Genomic DNA, 25844 nt, shown 5'->3' on the forward strand with positions numbered 1-25844 from the left:
CGTAGTTTGAGCGTTTTCATGGGGTAATTATGATCTCAATGTATTTGGTTATCAAGGTATGTTCAATCTTAGGTGACAACGGTTGACGCCTGATATCCACGCCCTAGAAGGACGTGGTTTTACGGCGCTAGATGATAAAAGTATTAATAATAGAAAACGCTCAGCTTTTGAGTATAACGAAGTTTGGTTGGTTTTTCATAACTCAACGGCTATAACAGCAAAAATACAACGATAATAAAACGAACCATAATGCTGTGATAGTAATTATGCTCAAGGCATCAGTCATAAAAAAAACGCTAAGAATTATCTTAACGTCTCTATATAAAGTCGATTATCAGTATTAATAGTTAAGGTTTTGCAGGCTTAACCAACTTCACTAATGGCGCATAGCCTGACTGCGGCATCACATCGACTGGAATGAACTGTAGCGCACCGCCATTGATACAATAGCGCAGCCCGCCACGATCTTTTGGCCCATCAGGGAATACATGACCCAGATGTGAGTCTGCTACTCGCGAGCGAACTTCAGTGCGTACCATATTAAAAGCGGTGTCTTCATGCTGAGTAATGACTTGCATATCAATCGGCTTAGTAAAGCTTGGCCAACCACAGCCAGACTGGTACTTATCGGTTGATAAAAATAAAGGTTCACCGCTCACCACGTCGACATAGATACCCGGCGCAAATAAATTATCATATTCATGGCTAAAGGCGCGCTCAGTACCGGCATCTTGCGTGATATTGTATTGTGCTTTGGTCAAGGTGTTTTTGAGCGCGCCTTTATCAAATCCTGCATAACGCTTAGGGTCTAAAGTCTCAGCAACGGTACTTGCAGGTGCAAGCTTGGTACGCGCAGTGCCTTCTGGTTTATCATCGGCAAGGCTTAAATCAACGTGACAATAGCCATTTGGGTTTTTTGCCAGATAATCCTGATGGTACATTTCAGCTAAGTAGAAATTGTCTAGCGGCTCATTTTCTACCACAATTTTTTGTTTATACTGGCTTTGCACACGTTTGAGGGCAGCATCAATCACTGCTTTATCTTCTTTATCGGTGTAATAAACGCCTGAGCGGTACTGCACACCGCGATCATTGCCTTGTTTGTTGAGGCTGGTTGGATCAATCACGCGGAAGTAGTATTTTAAGATAGTATCAAGATCTGTTTTATCCGCATCGTAAGTGACTTTGACAGCTTCGGCATGACCTGAGCCACGAATCACTTGCTCGTAGCTTGGATTGGCGGTATCGCCGTTGGCATAGCCTGATACAGCGTCGACCACACCCTCGACGCGCTCCATATAAGCTTCTACGCCCCAGAAGCAGCCACCCGCCAAGTAGATTGAGCGTGTATTAATCGCTTTGCCTTTATCGTTATAATAAACGCCCTCTTTTTGTTTGATAGTTTCAATTTTATTGTTGTTGTCTAAGGTTTGCGCGTTTGCTGGTTTAGCACTACCTGTTTTAAGCTCAGCAAAATCATTATTGGCATTTTCAGCGAGAGCATAGGCTTGCTCTGCCGATATATTGCCTTTCACCAAATGCACCAAGTTGCCGCTTTTATCGAGTATCGCCCAGCTTGGATAAACTTGCACACCAAGCTTATTAATCAGCTCGCCTGAAGCGTCAGACAATACTGGTAGCTTTGGATAGTCTGCTTGGACGCCTGCATACCAAGTGCTAAAGTCGTTATCGGCTTTTTCGTTTAGATGACCGGGACTGACAACAGTCACGACATTTAAATCAGCGAACGTGGGATCGGTACGCCATTCTTCGGTTTCTGCCAACGTGCCCAAGCATAATGGGCACCAGCTTGCCCAAAATTTAATCAAGGTTGGTTTATTAGGATCAATGACTGCTGTGCCCGTGTCACCTAAGCCTTTTGTCAATTGCGGCAGCGCTCGCATTTGTCCAAGCATATCGGAAGGCAGCATGTCACGTGAGCTAGTCACTCCACTGTTTTGCTTGGCTGATTTGGTCGTGCTACTTGCATTGCTCTCCGCACTACTCATCTGTCCACAAGCGACCAATATGCCAGCACTCAGTACTGTCGTGACACCAACGGCACTGATGTTCTTTAGCCAACGTGATGAATCACGTGGTGAGTCTGTCGCTAACTTATTAGTATGACTACGATCATTATGGCGAATTTTCTTATGCGGCATGCGAGGTCCTTTTTACGAAGTCTTACGATCATAAACTGAGTTTTTATGCTCGCTCATGGTCTTCTTACGTGGTCAATGAGAGTGGATAAATCGAGACTTTAGCAAAGCTAACACAATATTAGAGTATCTTAATAGTATACATCGATGATGGAGTTTACTTTAATAGTAACTAAGGGGTTGCTACACTTTTTTAACAACAGTGTAAGAATAATGATATAGACAGAAACCTATCATTTTGCAGGTGTAACTTATAAAACAACATTTAAAAAAACGTCGTATTATTTTTAAATTAAATTTTGGCACGCATAAACTGGGCCACATAATCATCAGCTGGGTTGTGGCGCAATTCACTGGGTGTATCCGTTTGTACCAAACGCCCGCCATTTAAAATACTAATCCGCTGACCGACCTTAATCGCTTCATCGATATCATGAGTGATAAAGACGATGGTTTTGTTTAGCCGTGCTTGTAGCTCAAGTAGTTGGTCTTGTAATTGGGCACGAATGAGGGGATCAAGGGCAGAGAAAGCCTCGTCCATCAGCAATATCGGATTATCGGTTGCTAAGGCACGCGCCAGCCCGACACGCTGCTGCATCCCTCCTGACAGCTCATCAGGGTAACTTTTCTCCAAGTTTGATAGCCCAACTTCATTTAGCCAGTGCCGAGCAACCTCGTGGCGTTCTTTGATACTCATTTTTCGCACTCGCAAGCCGTAAGCGACGTTTTGCAGCACCGTCATATGTGGCACCAAACCAAAATGCTGAAAAACCATACTGATTGTCTGCTGGCGATAATGCTGTAGCGCTTTATCATTTAGCTCTAAAATATTAATAGCAGGCGATGATCTTCCATTTTCTAATAAATCAGCAGAGGGTTTGGCATTAGTGGAGGGCTTAGTAATAGTAGACGGCTTAGCATTAATAGAAGTATCAACCCATATTTTACCGCTAGTTGGGTCAATCAAACGATTAATATGGCGTATCAAGGTTGATTTTCCTGAACCTGACAAGCCCATAATACAATGCAGCTCACCTGCTTTAACGCTTAAATTGATGTCATAAAGCCCGACCGAATAGCCTGTTTGTTCCTTTACCTGAATGCTATCCATACCTTCTGCTAGTAATGCCAATGCAGACTTTGCTTGCGAGCAATTGGCATTATAAATCTTGCTGATATTTTCCAATTGAATATGATTCATGATGGCTCTCATTTTTATTTTTCTAGTTATCATTATGATTAGGGCGTGTTGAACATTCGACCATGGCACTGTTAATCAACCAATAGGATGCCTGCCAGCATCGATGGTTTTTTGCCGAGCACGCTTACCTTGACCGAACGCTTGGGTGATACGGTCAATGATAATGGCAACGATGACAATCGCCGTGCCTGCTTGTAAGCCCTGACCGATATTAAGCGTTTGAATCGATTGCAACACATCTTCGCCAAGCCCCGGTGCACCAATCATAGAAGCGAGCACCACCATAGAGAGCGACATCATCACCGCTTGATTCACGCCCGCCATAATACTGGGTAATGCTTGCGGCAATTTAATCCAAATGAGCAGCTGCAAGTGTGTGCTACCGAACGAGCGCCCTGCTTCGACCATCTCGTGATTGACTTGGGTAATCCCCAATGTCGTCAGCCGAATCAGTGGCGGCAAGGCATAAATAATAGTGGCAAATAGCGCAGGCACTTTGCCAATCCCAAATAGCATCAATACGGGTATCAAATAGACAAAACTTGGCATGGTCTGCATCACATCCAGTATCGGCGTCACAACCTTGCGAAGAATTTTACTGCCCGACATAGCAATGCCAATAGGAATACCAATCACGACGGTCACCAACACTGATACGATGAGCAGTGCCAAGGTATCAATCAATGCGCCCCATAATCCAAATGCGCCAATGAGAAACAGTCCGGCGCCACATGCCAGTGCAAACCAGATTTTACGGACGCCAAACCATGCCAATACGCTCACAAGCGCAATGATGAGCCAAGGCGGCATAGTGGTTAATAGACGCTCAATCGGTAGCAATAGATAGGTTAAAGCCATAGTACTGACGGTACGAAACACATCGCCATAATTTTGGACAACGCTTGCCAATGTGTTATTAAGCGGGGTTTCAAGCGACCATGAAGGAAAGCTCGATAATGAGGTCGATCGATTAGTGCTAGAGACGGTTGCATCCGCAGTGATAGCCTCGCCCGTTAAGCTGATGCCTAGCTTAGCCGCAAGGTTACTGGCTGCTTCATCAGACAACCATGCTTGCCAGACGCTCGGATATTTACGCAAAAATGCTAGTGCTTGCTCATCGCCACTACGTTTATTTTCACTCATCTCCAAGATAGCACCATTGAGCTCATCGGAGCTAAACTGAACTTTTTTAAAGACATCAGCAAGCTCTGGATTGGATTCAATGAAGGGGGTAGATACTGCGATACCTAAAGGTGAGACAGGGAATCCAGACACACAATCGGCGGTGCCATCCGCTCGTAATAAGTCTTGCCAACAGGCATCTTTATGAGCAGGAAACGCCAGAGGCGCAAAGTCATATTTTGCCATCAAGCCCGTAGGCTGCCAGTAATAAAACAGTAGTGGCTTATGTTGCTCAAACGCGGAAGCAATCTCGGCATCGAGAGCCGCGCCAGTTCCGGGGTGGGCATTGTTAAAAATACTATCTAAACCTGTATTCTTCAGCAAGCGAGTATTGAAAATCTCACACGTCCAACCAGACGGACAATTCATAAAGCGTGATTTGCTAGGGTCTTCAGGATCTTTAAACAGCTCAGCATATTTAGGCAAATCTTTATAACTGCGTAGACCTGGGTTTTCTTCTAATACATATTTGGGTACATACCAACCTTGAGTTGCACCGCCTTTGAGCGTATTACCGATGACTGCCACTTTATTCTGCTCGATGGCTTGTTCCATAATTGGCGAGCGTCCAACCCACTGCTCGCCAATCACTTGAATGTCGTTTTGTGACAATGCCGTTTCGAGTGCAGGACCAGCACCCGGCACCTCTTCAATTGTACAATCATAGCCATCTTCAGCGATGTACTTAAGCACCCCAGAGATAAATTGACCGCTCTCCCATGTCAGAGCGCCAAATTTGATTGGTGCATCACAAGCTGCTGATGCCGATACTGGCAGTAACAACACGCTCATGCATAGTAAACTTAACGCAATCCATTGGCGCATAAGGTATCCTATTTATAATTTTTATTATGGAAATGAACGCCCAAGTCAATAACATTATTGCTTTACGCCAAGCGTGTACTACTTATGACTCATTCAGTCGCTGATGGCTCATTCAGTCGTTGAAGACTAGACAACGTCTTCATCTAAAACTAATACTACTATCGTTTAGACTCACTACAAAGTGTAGCGATTTATAGACAAGATGACAAATGCTCATTAATTTTTTATCGCTTACTTTTATGCAAAAAAATAGCACCTATTAAGATAGATGCTATTTTTTGACTTTGCTTATATGATTACTCACAATGATTAAGTATTTTTGTTTGCTTGAAAGAAAGCTATGTCAACTTTGCTCGCTTTAGCATTTGTTATTTTAAAAACATTGCCATGGCTTTTTTAAACAACCCGCCATAAGGTGGCAACAACAAATTCAACCCATTTAACTTGGATTGTACAAATACTGGTTTCATATGGCTAAGACGCTCGAATCCCGCTTTACCATGGTAAGCACCGGTTCCTGAATCGCCAACCCCGCCAAACGGTAAGTCATGCTGGGCAACATGTATCAGCACTTCATTAATACATAGGCCACCAGAGACCGTATTGTTACGTACTTTCTCTAGGGCGTTGTAGTTATCACCAAAAACGTATAACGCCAGTGGGCGTGGTCGCTCGTTGACAAAATGAATGGCATCATCAAGCGTATCGTAATGCATCAATGGCAAAATCGGCGCAAAAATCTCGTCCTGCATCACATCACTATCAGGGGCAGGCTCACTCACGATGACAGGCGGCATTAGACGCGTTTCGATATTAGACTCAGCATCAGTGAGCTTATGAATCCCGTCGCTCGATAATGCATCTAGATAGCCTTTGACACGCTTAAATTGCTCGCCATTGATAATACGTGAGTAATCTGTATTGCTCTCAATATTTGGATAGTGCTTTTCCATCCACTCTTTTGCTAAACGGATAAACTCTTCATGATATTGGCGTTGAATCAGCACATAATCAGGGGCAATACAGGTCTGACCCGCATTTAGTGTTTTGCCCATCATCACACGATTGACGGCGTTTTCTAAGTTTGCGCCCTCTAACACGACGACCGGTGATTTACCGCCCAGCTCGAGCGTGACGGGTGTTAAGTTAGGAGCCGCCGCCGCCATGACTTTTTTGCCCACAGCTGTAGAGCCCGTATAAAGCAGATGATCAAAAGGCAGCTCACTAAAAGCAACCGCAATGTCTACCTCACCCAGTACTACACAAATCATGTCTGGTGAAAAATAACGAGCAATCGCACTGGCAAATGCTTGGGCGAACTGCGGTGCCGCTTCACTCATCTTGATCATAACTCTGTTGCCAGCAGTGAGCGCATCAATCATCGGTCCTACTGCTAAAAATAACGGATAGTTCCAAGGCACCATGATACCAACCACGCCCAATGGCTGAGGCTGAATTTCATTATGAGCTGGCATATACAGCGCTGAAATAGAAGCCCGCTGAACTTTCATCCATTTTTTACCGTGCTTTTTGGCATGACTGATACCAGTAAAGCTAGGAAACAACTCGGCAAACTGGGTCTCTGATTCGCTACGATAACCAAAGTCGGCACTGATCGCTTTGGCGAAACTGGCTTGGTTATCGCTAAGCATAATTTCCAGACTGTCTAGTTGGGTTTCACGAGTGGCCCAGTCATTGATTGGCTGCGTGCGACTGAGTGTTTGTAAGCGTGAAAATTGCGCTCGCATCTCATCAACCGTATTAGCAATACTAGGCGATTTTGGCACTGGTTGCTGCAACATATCCGTGTCGATTGAGGTCTGCTCATTCATGTTTTGATTATTATCTGTCATTTATCTTCCTTGTCATCTGCGTTGGAGTCAATATACTCTATTGGGTTAGAGACTCTGTATTTCTAGGGCTTGTCCTCATTTTAAAAATGGTGATAAACATGAGATAAATTGCCGTCAAACAAGAAAAGTAGCGCAAATAATATCGAGATATTAATAAGCTATTTGACGATGTTTGGCAAAATTTAGCTATTTTTAGCCCATTTAGAAAGTAATCGATTGAATTGAGGACACGCCCTAATCAGCGGGTTACATTGATGGCAACCCCGGAACATAAGTAATGCGATTCCATTCATTGCACTTTAATGTAGCGCATCAACGAATCAATGAACAGCACATTAAGTTGACTACTGCGTCTGTATGAAATAAGTGTCTATAAACACGCATCACAATGCTAGAAATTTCATATTAAGCACTGAGAACTTTTGCTTATTATGGCTACTCCGTTAGGGCGTTTATCAGTGTTTTGATTGTTGAGTTTTACAGCGTGACCAGAGATAATCTTGGGTACCAATCGCAAAAACTGCTACACTCACTATCGATATCACGACTGAATATCAGTGATACACCTCTTCGAACCAGACCACAATAAGACTGCGACTCTCATGCAAAACACTACGCAACAGCTTAATGACACACTGATCAGCAAATCTCTAACAACAGCCGATTACGTTCCCACTCTCGATGCGATGCTAGCACGTACACTTACGCGTATTGACTTAAAAAAACAGCAAGGACTGCGCACACCTGACGAATTATGGATTGTCGATCACAATGATGTCTATACTTTAGGGCAAGCAGGTAAAGAAGAGCACATCTTGCAACGTACCAATACGCCTATTATAAAAACGGATCGCGGCGGTCAAGTGACATGGCATGGTCACGGGCAGCTGGTTATTTATTGGTTGTTCGATTTGAATAGCTTGGGCTGGAGTGTGCGCAACTTGGTCTCGCATGCCGAGCAAGCAATCGAAGACGTCATCAATGACTGTTTGCAAAATCCTGCTTCATCAGACACAACAGCCATCAGCGCCCATGCGCGCCGTGACGCACCCGGTGTTTATCTATATGCTGATACATCTGTAGCGGATGATAAAATTATGCTTGGAAAAATGGCATCGTTAGGCTTCAAAATTAAACATGGATTTAGCTATCACGGTATCGCGCTTAATTTAAATTGTGACTTGTCCGCATTTAATGCGATTAATCCGTGCGGCTATGCGGGGATGCAAATGTTACGGTTATCCGACTTTACGGCTATGCAAAAAGAGTCAGATGAACAAACTGGTGAAGCCTTAAGCTATGAGCAAGTGACCCAAAAACTTATTGATAACATTGCTAAGCGTCATGCTGGACTCATTGAGCTACGCGCACTCGCACCCAAGTGAGGTCTTTGAGTCCGTTTTTGCATAATCTTTTTTTGCATAATATCGTGCACGCTTAGACTTAAGCATTGTGAGAAAATTTGAGTCAAACTTGTTATAATCGCAGGCGGCACATATTGGGCACAGTGATAATATCGCAGTGCCGCGACGTTATTCTTTTATCATCACTTATTATTCAAGCACTTAAAACAAAAGCAAATTGGAGTACTTTATGGCAGATTTTAACAAAATTTTGGACGCAGGCGATGTAGACGGCGGCATTATCAACGTAGTAGTAGAAATCCCAGCTGGTAGCAGCCATAAAATTGAGTGGAATCGCGAACTGGCAGTATTTGAGCTTGATCGTATTGATCCACAGATTTTTGCCAAGCCTTGTAACTATGGTTTTATCCCGCAAACGCTTGACGAAGATGGTGACGAGCTTGATGTATTATTACTGACTGAGCAGCCGCTACCAACTGGTATTTTCTTAAAAGCCAAAGTCATTGGTGTGATGAAGTTCGTTGATGATGGCGAAGTCGATGACAAGATCGTCGTCGTACCTGCTGACGACCGTGATACAGGCAATGCTTATAACAGCCTAGCGGATCTACCAAAGCAGCTAATCAACCAGTTAGAGTTCCATTTCAGCCACTATAAAGATCTGAAAAAACCAGGCACTACGGTCGTTGAATCTTGGGGCGATGTTGCAGAAGCAAAAGAAGTCATCAAAGAGTCTATCCAACGCTGGAAAGACCTATAGGCCATCAAAAATTGGCAGAAATGCTAATAAAGGATAGCTATTAAAATGCCGCAGTCATTATCGTGATTGCGGTATTTTTTTGATTGAATATTACTGCTGTAAAATGGTTATAATAATCAAAACTATCGATGCCTATTTTTCATATCGCCATAAGGACAGTCATGTTTAACCCCGACCCTAGCTCAAAATCAGTCAATCCAAAGCTGCCAAGAGACGTCATCATGATGATCGAAAAAAACAATTTAGTGATGGCGATCAAAACTTTGGCGGCAGACGAAGACATTAGTATGGATGATGCCAAGAATAGGATTGATGCCTATGAGACACAACTAAAGATGAAGCAGCAGCAAAAACTCAACACTATCGCCAGCAAGCAAGGCATTCCTAACCATGCTATAAGCTTTGATAGAGAGCAAGGTGCTGAGGATGAAACTGGACAGCTGATCAAAAATCGCGTCAAAACAACTAAGCAAAGTCGAGGATTCAAGAGCCTACAAAATGGTGTGGACAGCCAGCTTAATGATTTAGGCTATAAAAAACCGCTGATGCCTTATTGGCTGAAACGGCTATTGGTGATTGCCATCATTATGGCTGGATTATTTTGGATATTATGGCGGGTATTTGGTTAACTAGGACAGGATATCGTCGTGTTAAATTTTTTATAGTCTGTTATAAGTGGTCTGTTAATAGGTTTGAAGAGTAAGATAGCTGGTTCCCTTGGGGTATAGGCTAATAAAACCTACCAATATTGACCCATATGTATGAAAGAACCATCAAATCCAAAACAAATATAACAGCAAGGATTTTTTATAAAACTTTAATTGTCTTAACAATATTTTTGTTTGTCTTAATCGTATTCATCGTGATAAGTACGATTAAAAGTATAATTAAAACAGGCGCTACGTAAATGCTAACTATCACTAGAGTCACAAACATATAAGAAGCAATCATATTTTTTCAGATTAAAAGTATCTTGGTTAGACCGAGACGAGAACTTTAGCATATAAAATTCTTAACTCCTATTGAGCTTGAACACACTATCATAACCAGTAAGCAAGCCTCAAAAGAGTCAGTTTTTTATTTATTAAAGAGTGATGCCGTGCTCTAGATTACAAAAAAAAGGACAAACGACTGCTTGATAATCGTTTGTCCAATATTAGTTATACAACTTTTATCTTAATTTAATATCACCACCATCTGCCATCAGCGTTTGACCAGTCATATATTGACTATCCTCACTTAAAAGAAACGCCACTACTGGTGCGATATCTGTTTTGGGATCGCCAAAACGATTCATGGGATTCTTTTTAGCGATTTCTTCGTACTGGTCAGGATGGGCTTCCTTCCAGTTTGCAACACCTTCGGTTAATGCCAATGGACAAACAATATTGACACGAATGCTCTCTTTCGCCCATTCGTTTGCCGCAACTCGTGACAATCCTCGAATCGCTTCTTTAGCAGCAGCATAACTGCCTTGGTTTTCTTGACCATTAAGCGCGGCACCAGAGCCAAAGTTAACGATAGCACCTTTTGTTTTTTTAAGTTCTGGATAGGCCGCTTTCATAAAGTTCAAAGTTCCTTTTAAGCCGGTATCCATAGATAAAGACCAATCTTCTTCGGTAAGCTCCATTAAAGGTTTTTGTCTGGAGGCATGTGCATTATTTACCACACCCGTAAGTTTTCCAAACTTTGAAACAGCCATCTTTACCGCTTCTTCAGCAACTGAGGGTTTAGAGATGTCGCCCTTAAGAAATGCAATATGATCAGGATTACTGTCAACTTTCTGCTGACCGGCAGCGTCATCAAGATCTACCGCTATAACAGATGCGCCTCTTTGGGCTAGCACAGTGGTTATTGCACCACCAATTCCTGCCGCCCCACCAGTAACAATAATGACATGATCTTTTAAATTTTTCATAATAATCCTTTGTTGTTTAATTATAAATTTTTATTGAATTTAAACCAAAGCACCAAACGCTTGCTCTTATAGTAGGCTTAATTTATTACACACTTAAAAGTTGAAAGAACTTAAAGCAAGTTGCTTATGAACTTAATGGCCATAGTAAATCTAACTTTAATAATTTCTTAGTTTAGTAGCTTCCGCTTTTATATCTTTCTACTTTTTATATCTTTCTACGAAAGTACATGCACGCGGCGTTAAATAATTCACCACTCCTAGAACCATAACAGCGATCATACCGATGATGACTAAAGCTGAAACTAAAGAGACTTCGATCTTACCTACCACCTTTAGTTTACCGCGTTGAAAGCCTTATTTTAGTGAGTATTTGTTTGAGTGATATTGTTTGAGGTTATTGAGAGTATCGCTATTATTGCTATAGAAAAGTAAATAAAGAATTATTCTTTAACTTCTTTATTCTCTACACGCAAGTCTCTACAGATGCGTTGAGCGGCCATACCCAAGGCTTCTGTAAACGTCGGAAATGCCAATTCTAAATTGGCTATTTCGTTAATTTTCATTTTAGCCGCCAGACAAGTGGCTGCAACCTGAATCACCTCGGCAGAGTAAGAGCCGAGGACATGCGCGCCCAATAGCTCTTGTGTCTCTTTATCGATGATAATTTTACAGAATCCGTCGGTTCGCGCATCCATAACGGCGCGCGGTAGCGCAGTGTAATCTATGATCTCAACAATGCAGTCATGACCTTCTTCCGCTTGAGCTTGGGTCATACCTACGGAGGCATATTCTGGCTCGGTAAAGCTGCCGGTGGCAATCGCTCTTGGGGCGTATTTTTCTGCTGTATCAGAGATAGCATTTTGTGCGGCAACTTTGGCCTGATGAGCCGCGCTTTGGACAAACATGCTGATACCGTTTGCATCTCCTGCAACGTATACCCCTTCTGCATTGGTTTGCAAATAGTCATCGACTTCGATATACGGGCCGTCTACTTTAATATCAGTGGCCTCAAGATTGAGTCCCTCTAAATCTGCAGACCAACCCACCATCAAGAACACCGCATCGGTCATTAATGAGTCTATTTGGTCGTCATGCTTATAGGTGACTTTTAACTGACCGTTTTCTTTCGCGATGGATTCACACCCTGCACCAGTCAGGACGTTCATACCGCGTGAGGTAAAGGCTGCTTCAAGCTTACGCGATATATCAATGTCGCTTTGCGGGGTCAAGCGATCAGCGAATTCAATGATATCGACCTTTGCGCCAAAATCAAGGAGAATGGAGGCAAGCTGGCATCCGGTTGCCGATCCACCGACTATGGTTACCCTTTCTGGAAGCTCTGTCATTGACCATAGGTCATGAAAAGAAAGTACTAATTCGTTGCCCGGAATAGAGAGCTTTCTGGGTTTGCCGCCAACGGTTATAATGATTTGGTCAGCACTAAACTGGCGTCCGTCACCGATTTCTAAAGTTTTGTTATTCATAAAGTGGGCTGGACCAACCTCGTCTATGACCTCTATACCTTGATATTCAACTATTTTTGTCAAATGCCACACCTCATTGGCATGCGCGGCAACGCGATTGGCATTTTCGATTGCCGCCTTAAAATCGACAGCGGGCGTCTTCCCTATTAATCCAAATTGTGGGTAGAGCGCCGTATCAGTACGCAGACGTGCAGCTCGAGCAAGCGTTCGCACTGGTGCAGGACCTTCATTAAAGGCAGTACCACCCAGTTTATTGGCTTCAAGCAGGGTAACTTTTGCGCCAAGTTCATGCGCACGCAGGGCAGCCTGTACACCCGCTGGACCGCCACCAACTACGATGACTGTCTTTTTATTATTTTTATTTTCTGAATTGTTATTTTTTGATTGGTTATCTTGTTTCATATATTTCCCAGTTTAAGGCATTAATGAATATATATCGCCAGCTAACGCCTATTTCTTTCAAAACAAACATATCGAAGGGCATAATTTAAGTGTTTAATTGAAACATACAACAACCCTGATTTTTGTACCGTTAGTGAACGTTTCTGTTGGCGGACGTTTGCTGTATTTGCGGTAACTAAACTGACAGTGGTGTCGAGGTAGCAGGAACATTACTAGTTTTAATCTCAGCTAGAGTCGCCTCTATAATCGACAGACACGATAATAAAGAAAAGCGAGCGTAGCGCCAAAAATTTAGTCAAAGAAACACCCTACTTTTACCACTATAAACTATAGTAAATCATCTCCATATTGGAGTTTTGAGGAAGCTTTAAAGGATTCTTTTTATCAGTTGGTAGAATAACCTCTTATAGTGCACTTAAAGCTTCAGCAATAGTTCTATCCAAGGCTTCTTAAACTTGAAAAACTAACGCTCTGTACACTATAAAGTACACTGTGACTATTTCAGCGATTTGAAACGTTAATATCATTAGCCTATAGCTATAGATTCAAGTCCTCACTAGGGAACCATAGCCTTAATTTTTTCTGAAAGTATTCTTTTAGACACATGTTTTTTTAGACTGAAATATGCAGAAAAAAACAGATAACACTATATGTAATTTACTTTATTTGCCCTGTTCAAGATCTTCTAGTATGGCACAATTTGCGTTTATATCACCTGAGCAATGATCAGCAGAAATTTGTAATAAGCTTACCATATCTTGCAATTGAGCTATTTTCTGATTTAAGGTTTCTATGTGTTTCAGTGTCAATTGTTTAACATCAGCACTCTGCCGATCTTTATTTTTCCGTAAATCAAGCAACTCTTTCATCTGTTTGGAGGAAAAACCTAAATCACGAGCCTGTCTCAAAAAGCATAAGTCTTTTATATCTTGTTTAGAATAGATTCGATATCCTGAATTTGAGCGTTTTGCGGCATCAAGCAACCCGATTTGTTCATAATAGCGGATCATTTTGGGAGAGATTCCTGATTGCTCTGACGCTTGACCGATATTCATAACTTTCCTCCTGATATAAAAAGGGTTAAAGCCAAACGGCTACTTTGACCCTATCTTAATATAACCTAGGCTTTAATCGTTGGTACCTGAAAATACTTTAAGCGTAAGGCATTACCTAGCACAAAAACAGAGGATAGCGCCATTGCGCCTGCTGCAAAAATAGGTGACAACAAAATTCCAAATGCTGGATATAAAACCCCTGCGGCAATTGGAATTAAAGCAATGTTATAGAAAAATGCCCAAAATAGATTTTGTCGAATATTTTTGATGGTGGCCTTACTTAAAGCAATCGCATTAGGAACCCCTTGTAAACTACCTGACATCAACACCACATCTGCAGCTTCAATGGCCACATCTGTCCCTGTCCCAATCGCTAGACCGACATCAGCTTGAGCGAGAGCGGGCGCATCATTGATACCATCACCAACAAAAGCCACTCGTCCATATTGTTGTTGCAGTTGGCGTATTGCATCTACTTTTCCATCAGGCAACACTTCTGCGATCACTTGATCAATATGTAATTTTGCTGCAATCGCTTGCGCTGTATGCCGATTGTCCCCTGTAATCATTGCTACTTTTAATCCCAGTTGATGTAAACCTGCAATCGCGGCATAAGTGGTGTCTTTAATAGGATCTGCAACGGCAATAATAGCAGCCAATTTCTGATCAATCGCGACATATATGGGGGTTTTAGCTTCTTGTCCTAAGTGCGCGGCTTCGTCTTTAAAGGGAGTAACATCAAGTCCTAATTGCTGCATATAACGATCAGCACCAATATGAACGGCTTGACCTTCAACTTCTGCTTTGATTCCAAATCCCGTCACAGAATCAAAAGTGGTAATCGGTAATAAGCTAATATTCTGTTGCTCTGCGGCCTGAACAATGGCTAGGGCAATGGGATGTTCAGATTTTGCTTCAACCGATGCCACAATGCGCAAGACTTGGTTCTGTTCGAACCCTTGTTGGACATGAAAATCTGTTAAGGTTGGTTTGCCTTCAGTCAATGTACCAGTTTTATCGACCGCAATGACTTTCACTTCCTGTAAAGCTTGTAATGCTTCACCTTTGCGGAATAAGACGCCCATTTCTGCACCGCGACCTGTGCCAACCATAATGGAGGTAGGTGTTGCCAATCCCATTGCACAGGGACAAGCAATGATTAGGACGGCAACGGCGTTGACGAGACTAAACGTCAAAGCAGGGTCAGGACCAAAAATAAACCACACAGCAAAAGTCAGAGTGGCTAAGAGCATGACCATGGGGACAAACCACATAGTGACTTTATCGACCAATGCCTGGATCGGTAATTTAGACCCTTGAGCCTGTTCAACCATGCGAATGATTTGTGCCAATACTGACGATTCCCCGATAGCAGTCGCCCGAAAATTCAAGGTCCCATTCTGATTGACCGTGCCTCCGACCACTTGATCACCCACTTGTTTTTTGACAGGCACGGGTTCACCTGTAATCATGGATTCATCAATATAACTTTGACCTTCAACGACTTCACCATCGACTGGAACACGCTCACCGGGACGAATCTCAACAATCGTTTCTGTGGTCACTTCTGCAATCGGCACTTCAATCACTTGCCCATTGTGGTGAACACGTGCTGTTTTTGCTTGCATACCCACTAGGTGTTGAATGGCTTGAGAGGTACGTCCTTTGGCTTTTGCCTCAAAATAACGCCCTAATAAAATTAAGCTTACAATCACAGCGGCCGCTTCGTAATAAACATTCACAGTGCCTTCAGGTAGAACTTGTGGAATAAATGTTGCGACTAGCGAAAGACTATAAGCCGCCAGTGTTCCAACAGCCACCAATGAATTCATATCTGGAGCAAAGCGCCATAATGCTGGAATACCTTTTTGATAAAAACGTCGGCCTGGAAAGATGAGTACCAGCGTGGTCAAAACACATTGAATCAGCCAGCTTTGTTGCGTGCCGATATTGCCCATGACCCACATATGAAAAGCTGGAATCATATGTGACCCCATTTCTAGAATAAAAACAGGCACGGCTAGAATTAAAGAGATCATCAAATCTCGTTTCAACTGTTGCTGCTCCGTGGCTTTTTTATCCTGTTGAACACTTACACTCTGCTCAATCTGCTTAGCCGTGTATCCCGCTTTTTTAACGGCTTGAATCAAATCACTGCTCTGTACTTGAGCGTTGCCTTGTACCCATGCGCGTTCAGTAGCAAGGTTGACGTTTGCTTGTTGTACGCCCTCGACTTTTTTTAATGCTTTTTCTACCCGTCCAACACAGGAAGCACAAGTCATACCTTCTATCGACAACTCAATCGGCTGAGAGGTCAAGACCTTATAACCGGCTCGTTCTACGGCTTTGGTTACTGCAATTAGATCTAAAGGTTGAGACGAGGAAATCATGGCGTTTTCAGTCGCTAGATTCACCTCAGCATTTTCAACACCTTCAACTTTTTTTAATACTTTTTCCACTCGTCCCACACAGGAAGCACAGGTCATACCCTCAATTGGCAATGTTTCATTGTAAAGATAAGACTTATTATTTTCTGAGTTCATAACACCCTCTATCATGTTCAATCTGTTATCAACAGCATAGAGGTTGACATGATGGTAAGGTCAAGCCTGTTTTTTTAAAATGTGTTTGACCTTACCATCATGACAAGGCTTAAGCTTAGTGATGAAATAAAAACTTATTTGGAGAAAGGCTATGAAACTATGGATTGTAAATATGAAATGTGGCGGCTGTGCTCGTGGTGTGACAGCAACCATTCACGATATCGACTCAAACGCCAAGATTGACATTGATTTAGCAGCCAAAGTGATCAGTATCGAAACCATCGCAAGTGTTGAGCAGATGACGGCTGCTTTAGCAAAGGCTGGCTTCCCTGCACAAGTGCAATGAATCAGTCTGATAGACGCGCAGTCTATACGATTAACAGAAAGGATTATGGGCTGAATCATTTTGAATTTATTGACCACGCGCGTTTGGTGATATGTCTACTTTTACGTATGAAAAGTGGATAATGTTACCAAAATGAATACTTTATTTATGACAGGAGTTATCGGCAAGCGCATGCAATATTCCGCAGGATTCAGCTAGCGCTTCACTTGCGCATTTTTGCCGCAACGCTAGTAGATGTTGCTTTAATTGTACCAGCTCTTCCATACGTGTTTCTACCGCATCGATATGCTCATCCAATAGCACATTGACCTCACCGCAGTTTTCCTCAGGTTTATCTCTATACTGAAGCAGGGTTCGTACTTCATCCAAAGTCATATCGAGCGTACGGCAGTGCAGGATAAATTGTAGACGCTCAAAATGCGCCTCATTGTACAAACGATAATTGCCTTGGCTACGCGCAGGCTCCGGTAATAACCTCTCTTTCTCATAATAGCGAATGGTTTCGACCGTCGCCCCTGTGCGCGTGGCAAGCTCACCAATTTTGATTAGCATGTGTATCTCCTTAAATAGTATTTTCTATTATCTAAAACAATAAAGTAACTATAAGGTTTGCTGATAAAAAATCAAACCCCTTTGTCGTTAAAAGCCTTGACCCTGAAGCTACTATAGGGTCCATAATGTCTTTAATAAGAGGATAAATAACTATGCAATATCATATTGAAGGTATGGACTGTGCCAGTTGTGTTGGCAAAATTGAGCGGGCACTAACACGTATGCCTGGTGTCTCTGAGGTTCAGCTAAACTTTTCGACTCAAAAGCTAGAGTTAACTCTAGAACCTGATACAAGTACTGACGTTAAAGATATCGAAAAGACTATTAAGCGCCTAGGGTTTGGCGTATCAGCGTTAACGAGTCAACAAAATGAGATGGGTATTGATGGTGGTCAAGCAGCGGTAAACGATCAGCGCTGGTGGCAAACCATAAAAGGCAAACAGGTTATTGGTACTGGGCTTTTGATGAGTGCCGCATATATGTTGTCTTTAATTTTCCCTGAATATGGCGCATGGGCTTTTATTGCCGCTGTGGCTATCGGTGTCCTACCATTCGCCCGTAAAGCTTTTGCATTGGCGTTAGTAGGTTCGCCTTTTTCAATTGAAATGCTCATGTCTGTTGCGGCTATCGGCGCCCTTATCATTGGAGAGGCAGAAGAAGCTGCTGCCGTGGTGTTCCTATTTTCGGTTGGTGAGCTATTAGAAAGCGTCGCAGCTGATCGTGCGCGCGCTGGCATCAGAGCGTTATCATCACTAGTGCCAAAGACTGCTATTCTATTGGACGCGCAAGGACAACAATGTCAGGTGGCAGCGACTGCATTACAGATTAACGATAAGGTGCTTGTGCGTCCCGGTGATAGAGTTTCTGCTGACGGAGTGATTGTTCAAGGTGTTTCTAGCCTCGATGAGTCACCTGTAACTGGAGAATCTGTTCCTGTTGCCAAAACCATAGGCGCTGAGGTCTTTGCTGGATCTATCAACGTTGATGGGGTACTACAAATACGCGTAGAAAAAACAGCGGCAGATAATACGATTGCGCGTATTATCGAACTTGTAGAGCAAGCGCAAGCGTCTAAAGCACCGACTGCACGATTTATTGAAGCCTTTAGCCGCTACTATACGCCTATCGTGATGGCGATTGCGGCTTTAGTGATTATTATCCCACCTCTACTGATGGGAGCAGAATGGGGAATATGGCTATATCGTGGTTTGGCGCTATTATTGATAGCTTGTCCTTGTGCCCTTGTGCTGTCAACACCTGCCGCTATTGCCTCAGGTTTGGCGGTCGGCACGCGCCATGGACTGCTTATCAAAGGCGGTAATGTCATGGAGTTGGTGGGTCAGGTCAGTACCGTCGCTTTTGATAAAACGGGTACTTTGACTGAAGGAAAACCACGCGTAACCGATGTTATTGGTTTTAAAACAGCGCATACCGCTGCTGAGGGTCACGATAAACTACTGTCACTGTTTGCGAGTGTCGACTCCGTCTCTAGTCATCCACTTGCTAGGGCTATTGTGGATCATGCCAAAGCCGCTAAGGTAGTAATACCTGATGCCTCTAATGCCTTTGCTACGGCAGGCAAAGCCGTTCATGCCACTGTCGCTGGACGCTCTTTGGCCATCGGCTCACCAGTCTACGTCGCTGAGAAAGTGATGTTGCCAGCTGAGCAGCAGATTCAAATTGAGATGCTACAAAATGATGGTAAAACGGTTTCTATTTTGTTTGATGAGCATACGAGGGATGCGCTCGGATTGGTCGCTTTACGTGATGAGTTACGAGAAGATGCAAAGCAGGCCATTGCCCAGCTTAACAAGATGAACGTGCGCTCCGTCATGCTCACAGGTGACAACAGTCGTACGGCAAAAGCGCTTGCCAGTCAGTTAGATATAGAGTGGAAAGCTGAGCTGTTACCTGAGGACAAGCTGCGTCTACTCAGCGAGATGCAAAGCAGTAGTAAAATAGCGATGATTGGTGATGGTATCAATGATGCACCCGCTTTGGCAGCGGCAGACATTGGCATTGCGATGGGAAGTGGCACGGATGTGGCTATCGAAACGGCTGATATTGCCCTATTAAAAAGCCGCGTGATGGACGTTGCTAACCTTATTGCCTTATCCCGCGCCACCATGAGAAATATCCATCAAAATGTCATATTTGCACTTGGGTTAAAAGGCATATTTCTGATAACCACTGTGCTCGGCGTGACAGGACTTTGGATTGCTGTGCTAGCAGATACTGGTGCTACGGTACTGGTCACGCTGAATGCATTGCGTTTACTGCGTTTTAAAGGAGTGTCTTCCCGTTAATGACAGTTAAAAAATAAAACGGTTATGGCTACATCAGTGGCCGTTTTATTACATCTAACTCTTATCTATAAGCAGTCAATGTGCCTACCTTTAAAAAAATCATTACCTAAACCTATCACGCCTTATTCGTATTAAATCTGCGCCGATACTCACTTGGCGTCAAACCAACAAGGCGCTTAAATATTTTACGAAATGCACTGGCATCACTATAACCAACTTTCCACGCTATTTGCTCAACAGGAGACGACGAGAACTGTAGAAAGTCTTTTGCTTCTCCGATGCGTAATCGCTGACAATATTCTGTGGATGTCATCCCCGTTGCCTTATGAAAGCGCCGCAGAAAAGTACGCTCTTCTAACTGCGCGCAATTGGCTAAGGTAGATAAATCAATATCTTGTGCATTGGTTCTTTGTAACCAATGCTGCACTTTTAATATGGCTGTGTCTCCATGGGTGAGGTTGGGTGAGAAAGCACTGTAATAACATTGTTCACGCCTTGAAGGGTCGATTAACAACATACGAGCGGTCTCATTCATCACCTGAGAACCAAGAAAGCGATCCACCATCCTAAGCCCCAAATCTGTCCAAGCCATTGCGCCCCCAGCGGTCACAATATCACCATCCTCAATAATAATACGATCCACATCAAGATCCACATCAGGGAAACGCTGCTTAAAATCCTCTACATAGCCCCAATGTGTGGTTGCCTTGCGTTTGGAGAGTAGTCCTGTTTCGCCCAATAAAAAAGCACCGGCGCAGACAGACGACAGTATCACCCCTGTCGAATGCTGCTCTTTTAGCCATTCTAGCCAAGGTTCTGCCGCTTGCTTTGCAATCGGTGCTTCTAACGTGGGTGGAATGATGACGGCTATTAATTTTCCTATGCTATCAGGATTGCTCGAAAAAGTGCGCTTAGGCTGCTGCTCAGCACCCTTAATTTCCCAGTGGCTGACTTGTAAAGGCAGATCAATTGTATCTTGACGTTTGGCGGCGAGTTTACTGGCCACCATCAGTAAGTCAGTCAGCCCAAGGATGGCCGCCATTTGTGCTTTCTCATAGATGACCAGCCCAATTTCAATAGCATGTTTATGACTCATATGTCGTTATTAACCTCTTATGTGTCGATGTAGCCACTCGTTAGTGTAGCATAGTACTTGTAAAATATACGCCTATACAGTCACTTCCATAAACAAAAAGGAATTATCATGAACACACAAGCATTGATCGTTGTCGACATTCAAAATGAGTATTTTCCACAAGGTAACTTATCACTTGTAGGTATTAACGAAGCCGCTGATAATGCCGCTTTGGTGATTGCGTCTGCCAGAGAAAAAGGTCATACCGTCATTCATATCCGTCATGAAATGCCTGCTGACGCACCACTCTTTACGCCGGGCAGCGATGGTGTAGAGATTAATGAAAAGGTAAAACCAATAGAGAATGAAGCCGTCATCACTAAGCATTACCCCAATTCGTTCCGTGAAACCAATCTGAAAGAGCTATTGGATAAAGAAGGTATCAAAGAAGTGACTGTGATTGGCGCCATGAGCCACATGTGTGTCGATGCCACCGTTCGTGCGGCAGTAGATTTTGGTTATACAACCACTACGGTTCATGATGCCTGTGCCACGCTTGATCTTGAGTTTAATGGCACAAAAGTACCTGCTGCTCAGGCTCATGCCACTATCATGGCAGCGATTGAGTTTCTATATGGCGAAGTGATTGATACTCAAACGTGGATTGCGCGTTAATCCAGAGTTGTTAATCAAATCATGATTTAGTCATGAAATAGACTTTTAAACCCTATTCCGATTAAGAAGGATTTCCTCAATAAGGTAACTATTATGAATATCGTAAAATCACTGACTGGCACCACACTGTTAAGTGGCGTCATGTTGTTAACGGCATGTACCACCTTTGCCAGTCCAGCAGCAAATTCTAACGCGGTAAAACAGACAGCGACCAATACCGTTGAATTTCAGCAAATCCGTAATGCCACAATTAAGCTTGATTATGACGGCACCACGTTTTTAGTGGATCCGATGCTAGCGGTTAAAAACGCTTATCCAGGGTTTGATGGCACAGTAAATAACCAAATACGCTATCCAATGGTAGATCTGCCGATGTCTGTTGACGAAGTGCTTAAGGCTGATGCCATTATTTTGACCCACTTACATGACGATCATTGGGATGAAGCTGCACGTAACCTTGTGCCTCGTGACATGCCAATTTTCACCCAAGATGCAGCCGATGCGGCAATCGTACGTAAAGATGGTTTTACCGATGTCAGAGTATTAACCGAACAAGGCGTTGTGTTTAAAGGCGTTACAATTCATAAAACCATCGGACAGCATGGTACTGATGAGATGTACAAAGTGGCACCATTAGCTGAACTACTGGGCAAAACGATGGGGATTGTATTCCAGAAACCAAACTACAAGACCGTTTATGTCGCAGGGGATACCGTTTGGAATAAGGAAGTGGAAGATGCATTCACTCGCTATAAGCCTGATGCGGTCATCCTTAATACAGGCTATGCGAAGTTAACTACCTTTGTTGATGACTCTATCATTATGGGTAAAGAGGATGTATACCGTGCGTATAAATTCTCTCCTAATGCTCAGATCGTGAGCGTGCACATGGATACGGTCAATCATGCCACCCTCACCAAGGCAGAGCTGCGCCGCTTTATCGAAGAAAAGCACTTAGACAAGCAGCGTGCGCTTGTCCCTAATGATGGTCAAACCTATAAATTCTAGTGCCTGATGGTTGGGTCTTTAAATCTTCCCTGTGTGGCAATACCCAAAGTGTGTTGCTATGCATCGTTAATACGGTAAAAATGAGATCGTTTATGAATATGCCAAATCATTCAGGTAGCGCCCCTTTCGTTCTTTCGGTGCTCGACAATGCCTTCACCGGCGTTGGTCACACGGCAGAGGACACCTTTCAAGAGATGATTGCGCTTGCGAAATTGGCTGACAAAAGAGGCTTTCAGCGGTTTTGGATGTCTGAACATCATGCCATGCCTGGTGCTTCGGTGCCTTCACCGCAGATGATGGTGGCTCGGCTTACTGGGGAAACTGAGCGAATTAGACTTGGTGCAGGCGGCATCATGCTACCGAATCATGTGCCTTTGGTCATTGCTGAACAATTTGGCATGCTCGATGCGATGGCGCCAGGACGAATTGATCTTGGTTTGGGACGGGCACTGGGTACGGATGGTGCAACGGCTTCCGCTTTGCGTCGGCATAAGGCAGCAAACGATGAATTTCCTCAGCAAGTCGCAGAGTTGTTGGGCTTTTTAGAAAACAGTTTTCCAAAAGACCATCCTTATAATGAGGTTCATGCGGTGCCAGGTCCATGGCAAGCCGAGCAAAACCGAGTACCCCCATCGAAGACCGCTGCTGATGTTTGGATCTTAGGGTCATCGACTTACTCCGCGCATCTGGCAGCAAAGCTGGGTAGACCTTATGCATTTGCTCTACAGTTTGGCAATGCTGATGTCTTAAGTGCCATGCGCATTTACCGAGAGAATTTCCGTCCTTCAAAAATTCTAGCCAAGCCATACTGCTTAGTCAGCATTGGCGCGATTGCGGACGAAGATCCTGTAGAGGCACGTCGCCAGTCAACATCGTCTGCCATGGCAATGTTGAGAATGTTTCAGCGCAAGCCTTTTGCTTTACTGCCTCCTGATGAAGTAGCCGCTTTTCAAGGCAATATGCAAGAGCGCCAGATTATTGAACAGTATACCGATCAAACCCTGCATGGCACTGCTGCCGAGGTCGCAAAAGGTTTAGAGGATCTTCAGGAGCAGACAGGTGTCGATGAGGTAATGATGGTGGTTCAGGGCTATTCGCGCCGCGCCCAATCGCGCACTGTTGAGCTAATCGCAGATCATTATGGTATGCCAAGTCACTAGATCCTGTTGGGAATAACGATATTAAAAAGTTAGCAAAGCGCTTAATGCCTAACCATTAGGCTTGATTGGGCTCGTAAGCTACCCAAATGCATTGCACCGATGTAATGACAGCGACACTCAAAAGACACTGATTCTCATCCAAATAGTAGTCCCTGTGTAGATAATGGCTTTTGAAGAAGTAGCGCATACAAGTGAAGTTAGCAACCAAGATAAGCCGTGATATAATGCCCCGATAATTGATATTTTATGAAAGGTTTACATTATGGCTCGTACAGCTAGCGCATTACACATTTTAGTAAAACACAAAGAGCAGGCTGAAGACATTATTGCCAAGCTTCAAAAAGGCGCTAAGTTCGATGTGCTGGCGAAACGACATTCAACCTGCCCATCAGGTAAAAAAGGCGGTAGCTTAGGTGAGTTTCAACAAGGCGACATGGTACCAGCATTTGATAAAATCTGCTTCAGCGGCAAACTCTTCACCCCACATTTGGTAAAAACCAAATTTGGCTGGCATGTGGTTAAAGTACTTTACAGGACATAAGTGTTAAAGGCGGAGATTTAATGATTAGCCAACTGACATATCATTAAACATTATCCTGACTCATACAGGACCTAACATCATGGCAATCACGATTTGAGCTGCCATGATTGACTCATTTATGACCCAAAACGACTTATGATCTAATGTCCGTGTCATATCTAAATTTGAGTTGAATAAACTTTAGTTCCCCTAAAAGTGATGATGGTAGACAGTTATAAATAGGTTTTGAGCATAATAAAGCGTTAAGAACAAAAGGCTGCTACTGCCCTCTCTCCTCTTTTGTATCAACATTAATAATTTTTAAGGTATTAAAAAAGGACACCGCAGCGTCCTTTTTTATTCTAAATCAAGGCTCATACAAAGCCTATTCTAATGATGCTCGCCAGGAAGTATTCTGGCAAAGGCACGCTGAGCAAGGTTTGGCTTCTTATCGGTAGTCAGTCCAGCGCGAGTGCTTGGAAAAATACGATAACCCATCGACTGAATACCAACGTTGATTGCTGGTGCCAGTGAATAAGTAGCTGACGCAAATTTACCCATGTTGCTAGCAATACTGTTTGGTTTATGGACAATCGCTTTGGCAACCATCATCGCCGCTTCATCAGGCATAAGCGCAGGCATGTAGCGGTATAATTTAGTAGGCTCAATCATCGGCGTGCGTACCAATGGCATAAAAATATTGGTAATCGTCACATTATCGCCCTTCACTTCAGCAGCTAAGCAGCGGCTAAAAGCATCCAATGCCGATTTTGAGGCAACATAAGCGGCAAAACGCGGACTGTTTGCCAGTACACCAATCGATGAGATATTCACAATTTGACCAGTCTGACGTTCAATCATCGTCGGCAAAAACCCAAGAACTATTTTAACCGCGCCAAAGTAATTGATATCCATAGTACGCTCAAAATCATGAAAACGATCAATAGACTCGTGAACCGAGCGCCGAATTGAACGACCAGCGTTATTGACCAAGACATCAACATGTCCGAAATCTGCCAAAATTTGCGTGCTAACTTTTTCGATATCATCCATATTGGTCAAATCACAAGGGTAATAACTGGCATTGCCACCAAGCTCCTCGATACTTTCTTTAACGGCTTTTAGTTTGTCTTCGGTACGTGCTAATAAGATAACATGCGCACCGCATTCACTAAGTAAATACGCTGTACGCTCACCAATACCGCTTGATGCCCCTGTGATAATGATATGCTTATCTTTGACCGCTTTGTTGATTGCTTTTTTTGAGGGATTGGCCATAAAAAATCCTTTTTGTTGTTTCTATGCCTATGAATGTTCGATTACAGCATAGCAAAAAATTATGGCTTAAAGTGAACAAAACCGCCGTCTCAGCCAGATAATTTGACGATTATAAGAATCGATAAACGTATAATCGCAGTATTGCTTAGACTTACGCTTTTCACCGAGCATCGATAAG

20 protein-coding genes are annotated in these 25844 nt (G+C 43.4%); 9 read left to right on the plus strand and 11 right to left on the minus strand.

Annotated elements, in window-relative coordinates; translation table 11 throughout:
• Positions 1–347: 347 nt before the first annotated feature.
• The 4 genes from msrAB to JMW94_RS08905 all read right to left on the minus strand — a co-directional run bounded on the left by msrAB (position 348) and on the right by JMW94_RS08905 (position 7220).
• Positions 348–2162, minus strand: coding sequence for a bifunctional peptide-methionine (S)-S-oxide reductase MsrA/peptide-methionine (R)-S-oxide reductase MsrB (msrAB, locus tag JMW94_RS08890; protein ID WP_201604050.1), 1815 nt, complete (start codon positions 2160–2162; stop codon positions 348–350).
• Positions 2163–2451: 289 nt separating this feature from the next.
• Complete coding sequence (locus tag JMW94_RS08895) at positions 2452–3360, minus strand: ATP-binding cassette domain-containing protein (RefSeq protein ID WP_201604052.1); 909 nt, start codon at positions 3358–3360, stop codon at positions 2452–2454.
• A gap of 75 nt (positions 3361–3435) precedes the next feature.
• Complete coding sequence (locus JMW94_RS08900) at positions 3436–5367, minus strand: glycine betaine ABC transporter substrate-binding protein (RefSeq protein WP_201604055.1); 1932 nt, start codon at positions 5365–5367, stop codon at positions 3436–3438.
• Between the two features lie 368 nt (positions 5368–5735).
• The gene (locus JMW94_RS08905; RefSeq protein WP_060490881.1) at positions 5736–7220 is read right to left on the minus strand and encodes a coniferyl aldehyde dehydrogenase; all 1485 of its coding nucleotides are present in this window, start codon (positions 7218–7220) and stop codon (positions 5736–5738) included.
• 602 nt (positions 7221–7822) lie between these two features.
• Between JMW94_RS08905 and lipB the strand changes: the two genes are divergently transcribed.
• The 3 genes from lipB to JMW94_RS08920 all read left to right on the plus strand — a co-directional run bounded on the left by lipB (position 7823) and on the right by JMW94_RS08920 (position 9973).
• Complete coding sequence (lipB, locus tag JMW94_RS08910; RefSeq protein ID WP_201604057.1) at positions 7823–8605, plus strand: lipoyl(octanoyl) transferase LipB; 783 nt, start codon at positions 7823–7825, stop codon at positions 8603–8605.
• A 208-nt stretch (positions 8606–8813) separates the two neighbouring features.
• Entirely contained in the window at positions 8814–9344 is a 531-nt protein-coding gene (locus JMW94_RS08915; RefSeq protein WP_010198287.1) for an inorganic diphosphatase, read from the plus strand.
• A gap of 161 nt (positions 9345–9505) precedes the next feature.
• Positions 9506–9973 (plus strand): hypothetical protein, encoded by a 468-nt coding sequence (locus tag JMW94_RS08920; RefSeq protein ID WP_201604059.1) that lies wholly within the window; start codon positions 9506–9508, stop codon positions 9971–9973.
• 542 nt (positions 9974–10515) lie between these two features.
• Here JMW94_RS08920 and JMW94_RS08925 read toward each other — a convergent pair.
• The 4 genes from JMW94_RS08925 to JMW94_RS08940 all read right to left on the minus strand — a co-directional run bounded on the left by JMW94_RS08925 (position 10516) and on the right by JMW94_RS08940 (position 16746).
• Positions 10516–11262 (minus strand): SDR family NAD(P)-dependent oxidoreductase, encoded by a 747-nt coding sequence (locus tag JMW94_RS08925; RefSeq protein ID WP_201604061.1) that lies wholly within the window; start codon positions 11260–11262, stop codon positions 10516–10518.
• A 440-nt stretch (positions 11263–11702) separates the two neighbouring features.
• Positions 11703–13148 carry a dihydrolipoyl dehydrogenase family protein gene (locus JMW94_RS08930; protein WP_201604063.1) on the minus strand — a complete coding sequence of 482 codons (1446 nt, stop codon included), beginning with the start codon at positions 13146–13148 and terminating at the stop codon, positions 11703–11705.
• Between the two features lie 662 nt (positions 13149–13810).
• On the minus strand, positions 13811–14203 hold the full coding sequence (gene cueR, locus JMW94_RS08935) for a Cu(I)-responsive transcriptional regulator (RefSeq protein WP_201604065.1): 393 nt from the start codon (positions 14201–14203) through the stop codon (positions 13811–13813).
• A 65-nt stretch (positions 14204–14268) separates the two neighbouring features.
• Positions 14269–16746, minus strand: a complete 2478-nt coding sequence (locus JMW94_RS08940) for a heavy metal translocating P-type ATPase (RefSeq protein ID WP_201604067.1) — start codon at positions 16744–16746, stop codon at positions 14269–14271.
• A 151-nt stretch (positions 16747–16897) separates the two neighbouring features.
• On the opposite strand from JMW94_RS08940, the gene JMW94_RS08945 reads away from it, so the two are divergent.
• The gene (locus JMW94_RS08945; protein ID WP_201538998.1) at positions 16898–17092 is read left to right on the plus strand and encodes a heavy-metal-associated domain-containing protein; all 195 of its coding nucleotides are present in this window, start codon (positions 16898–16900) and stop codon (positions 17090–17092) included.
• A 141-nt stretch (positions 17093–17233) separates the two neighbouring features.
• On the opposite strand, the gene cadR is transcribed toward JMW94_RS08945, so the two are convergent.
• Positions 17234–17644 carry a Cd(II)/Pb(II)-responsive transcriptional regulator gene (gene cadR / locus JMW94_RS08950; protein WP_060490874.1) on the minus strand — a complete coding sequence of 137 codons (411 nt, stop codon included), beginning with the start codon at positions 17642–17644 and terminating at the stop codon, positions 17234–17236.
• 152 nt (positions 17645–17796) lie between these two features.
• Between cadR and JMW94_RS08955 the strand changes: the two genes are divergently transcribed.
• Positions 17797–19950, plus strand: coding sequence for a heavy metal translocating P-type ATPase (locus JMW94_RS08955; protein ID WP_201604069.1), 2154 nt, complete (start codon positions 17797–17799; stop codon positions 19948–19950).
• Positions 19951–20065: 115 nt separating this feature from the next.
• Here JMW94_RS08955 and JMW94_RS08960 read toward each other — a convergent pair whose 3' ends face one another.
• Positions 20066–21046, minus strand: a complete 981-nt coding sequence (locus tag JMW94_RS08960; RefSeq protein WP_201604071.1) for a GlxA family transcriptional regulator — start codon at positions 21044–21046, stop codon at positions 20066–20068.
• 108 nt (positions 21047–21154) lie between these two features.
• Here JMW94_RS08960 and JMW94_RS08965 point away from each other — a divergent pair, with 108 nt between their 5' ends.
• From JMW94_RS08965 to JMW94_RS08980, 4 genes are all read left to right on the plus strand, one after another.
• A complete protein-coding gene (locus JMW94_RS08965) occupies positions 21155–21700 on the plus strand; it encodes a cysteine hydrolase family protein (protein ID WP_060490871.1) in 546 nt (181 codons plus the stop codon).
• 93 nt (positions 21701–21793) lie between these two features.
• Positions 21794–22708 carry an MBL fold metallo-hydrolase gene (locus JMW94_RS08970; protein ID WP_201604073.1) on the plus strand — a complete coding sequence of 305 codons (915 nt, stop codon included), beginning with the start codon at positions 21794–21796 and terminating at the stop codon, positions 22706–22708.
• A 92-nt stretch (positions 22709–22800) separates the two neighbouring features.
• Complete coding sequence (locus JMW94_RS08975) at positions 22801–23868, plus strand: LLM class flavin-dependent oxidoreductase (protein ID WP_201604075.1); 1068 nt, start codon at positions 22801–22803, stop codon at positions 23866–23868.
• Positions 23869–24130: 262 nt separating this feature from the next.
• The gene (locus tag JMW94_RS08980; RefSeq protein ID WP_060490868.1) at positions 24131–24409 is read left to right on the plus strand and encodes a peptidylprolyl isomerase; all 279 of its coding nucleotides are present in this window, start codon (positions 24131–24133) and stop codon (positions 24407–24409) included.
• Positions 24410–24778: 369 nt separating this feature from the next.
• Here the strand turns inward: JMW94_RS08980 and JMW94_RS08985 are convergent, their stop codons facing one another.
• Positions 24779–25666: an SDR family NAD(P)-dependent oxidoreductase gene (locus tag JMW94_RS08985; protein ID WP_045452162.1), complete on the minus strand. Its 888-nt coding sequence runs from the start codon at positions 25664–25666 to the stop codon at positions 24779–24781.
• Positions 25667–25844: the final 178 nt, after the last annotated feature.

Source organism: Psychrobacter immobilis, assembly GCF_904846185.1.
Classification (GTDB): Bacteria; Pseudomonadota; Gammaproteobacteria; order Pseudomonadales; family Moraxellaceae; genus Psychrobacter; species Psychrobacter immobilis_B.

What these genes read in the sequence shown, in the direction of transcription:
- JMW94_RS08960 (WP_201604071.1), bottom strand. Translation starts at nt 21,046, where the DNA reads ATGAGTCATAAACATGCTATTGAAATTGGGCTGGTCATCTATGAGAAA.
- JMW94_RS08925 (WP_201604061.1), bottom strand. Translation starts at nt 11,262, where the DNA reads ATGAAAAATTTAAAAGATCATGTCATTATTGTTACTGGTGGGGCGGCA.
- JMW94_RS08965 (WP_060490871.1), top strand. Translation starts at nt 21,155, where the DNA reads ATGAACACACAAGCATTGATCGTTGTCGACATTCAAAATGAGTATTTT.
- JMW94_RS08980 (WP_060490868.1), top strand. Translation starts at nt 24,131, where the DNA reads ATGGCTCGTACAGCTAGCGCATTACACATTTTAGTAAAACACAAAGAG.
- lipB (WP_201604057.1), top strand. Translation starts at nt 7,823, where the DNA reads ATGCAAAACACTACGCAACAGCTTAATGACACACTGATCAGCAAATCT.
- JMW94_RS08895 (WP_201604052.1), bottom strand. Translation starts at nt 3,360, where the DNA reads ATGAATCATATTCAATTGGAAAATATCAGCAAGATTTATAATGCCAAT.
- JMW94_RS08920 (WP_201604059.1), top strand. Translation starts at nt 9,506, where the DNA reads ATGTTTAACCCCGACCCTAGCTCAAAATCAGTCAATCCAAAGCTGCCA.
- JMW94_RS08900 (WP_201604055.1), bottom strand. Translation starts at nt 5,367, where the DNA reads ATGCGCCAATGGATTGCGTTAAGTTTACTATGCATGAGCGTGTTGTTA.
- JMW94_RS08945 (WP_201538998.1), top strand. Translation starts at nt 16,898, where the DNA reads ATGAAACTATGGATTGTAAATATGAAATGTGGCGGCTGTGCTCGTGGT.
- cueR (WP_201604065.1), bottom strand. Translation starts at nt 14,203, where the DNA reads ATGAATATCGGTCAAGCGTCAGAGCAATCAGGAATCTCTCCCAAAATG.
- JMW94_RS08915 (WP_010198287.1), top strand. Translation starts at nt 8,814, where the DNA reads ATGGCAGATTTTAACAAAATTTTGGACGCAGGCGATGTAGACGGCGGC.
- JMW94_RS08940 (WP_201604067.1), bottom strand. Translation starts at nt 16,746, where the DNA reads ATGAACTCAGAAAATAATAAGTCTTATCTTTACAATGAAACATTGCCA.
- JMW94_RS08955 (WP_201604069.1), top strand. Translation starts at nt 17,797, where the DNA reads ATGCAATATCATATTGAAGGTATGGACTGTGCCAGTTGTGTTGGCAAA.
- JMW94_RS08905 (WP_060490881.1), bottom strand. Translation starts at nt 7,220, where the DNA reads ATGACAGATAATAATCAAAACATGAATGAGCAGACCTCAATCGACACG.
- cadR (WP_060490874.1), bottom strand. Translation starts at nt 17,644, where the DNA reads ATGCTAATCAAAATTGGTGAGCTTGCCACGCGCACAGGGGCGACGGTC.
- JMW94_RS08930 (WP_201604063.1), bottom strand. Translation starts at nt 13,148, where the DNA reads ATGAAACAAGATAACCAATCAAAAAATAACAATTCAGAAAATAAAAAT.
- JMW94_RS08975 (WP_201604075.1), top strand. Translation starts at nt 22,801, where the DNA reads ATGAATATGCCAAATCATTCAGGTAGCGCCCCTTTCGTTCTTTCGGTG.
- JMW94_RS08970 (WP_201604073.1), top strand. Translation starts at nt 21,794, where the DNA reads ATGAATATCGTAAAATCACTGACTGGCACCACACTGTTAAGTGGCGTC.
- msrAB (WP_201604050.1), bottom strand. Translation starts at nt 2,162, where the DNA reads ATGCCGCATAAGAAAATTCGCCATAATGATCGTAGTCATACTAATAAG.
- JMW94_RS08985 (WP_045452162.1), bottom strand. Translation starts at nt 25,666, where the DNA reads ATGGCCAATCCCTCAAAAAAAGCAATCAACAAAGCGGTCAAAGATAAG.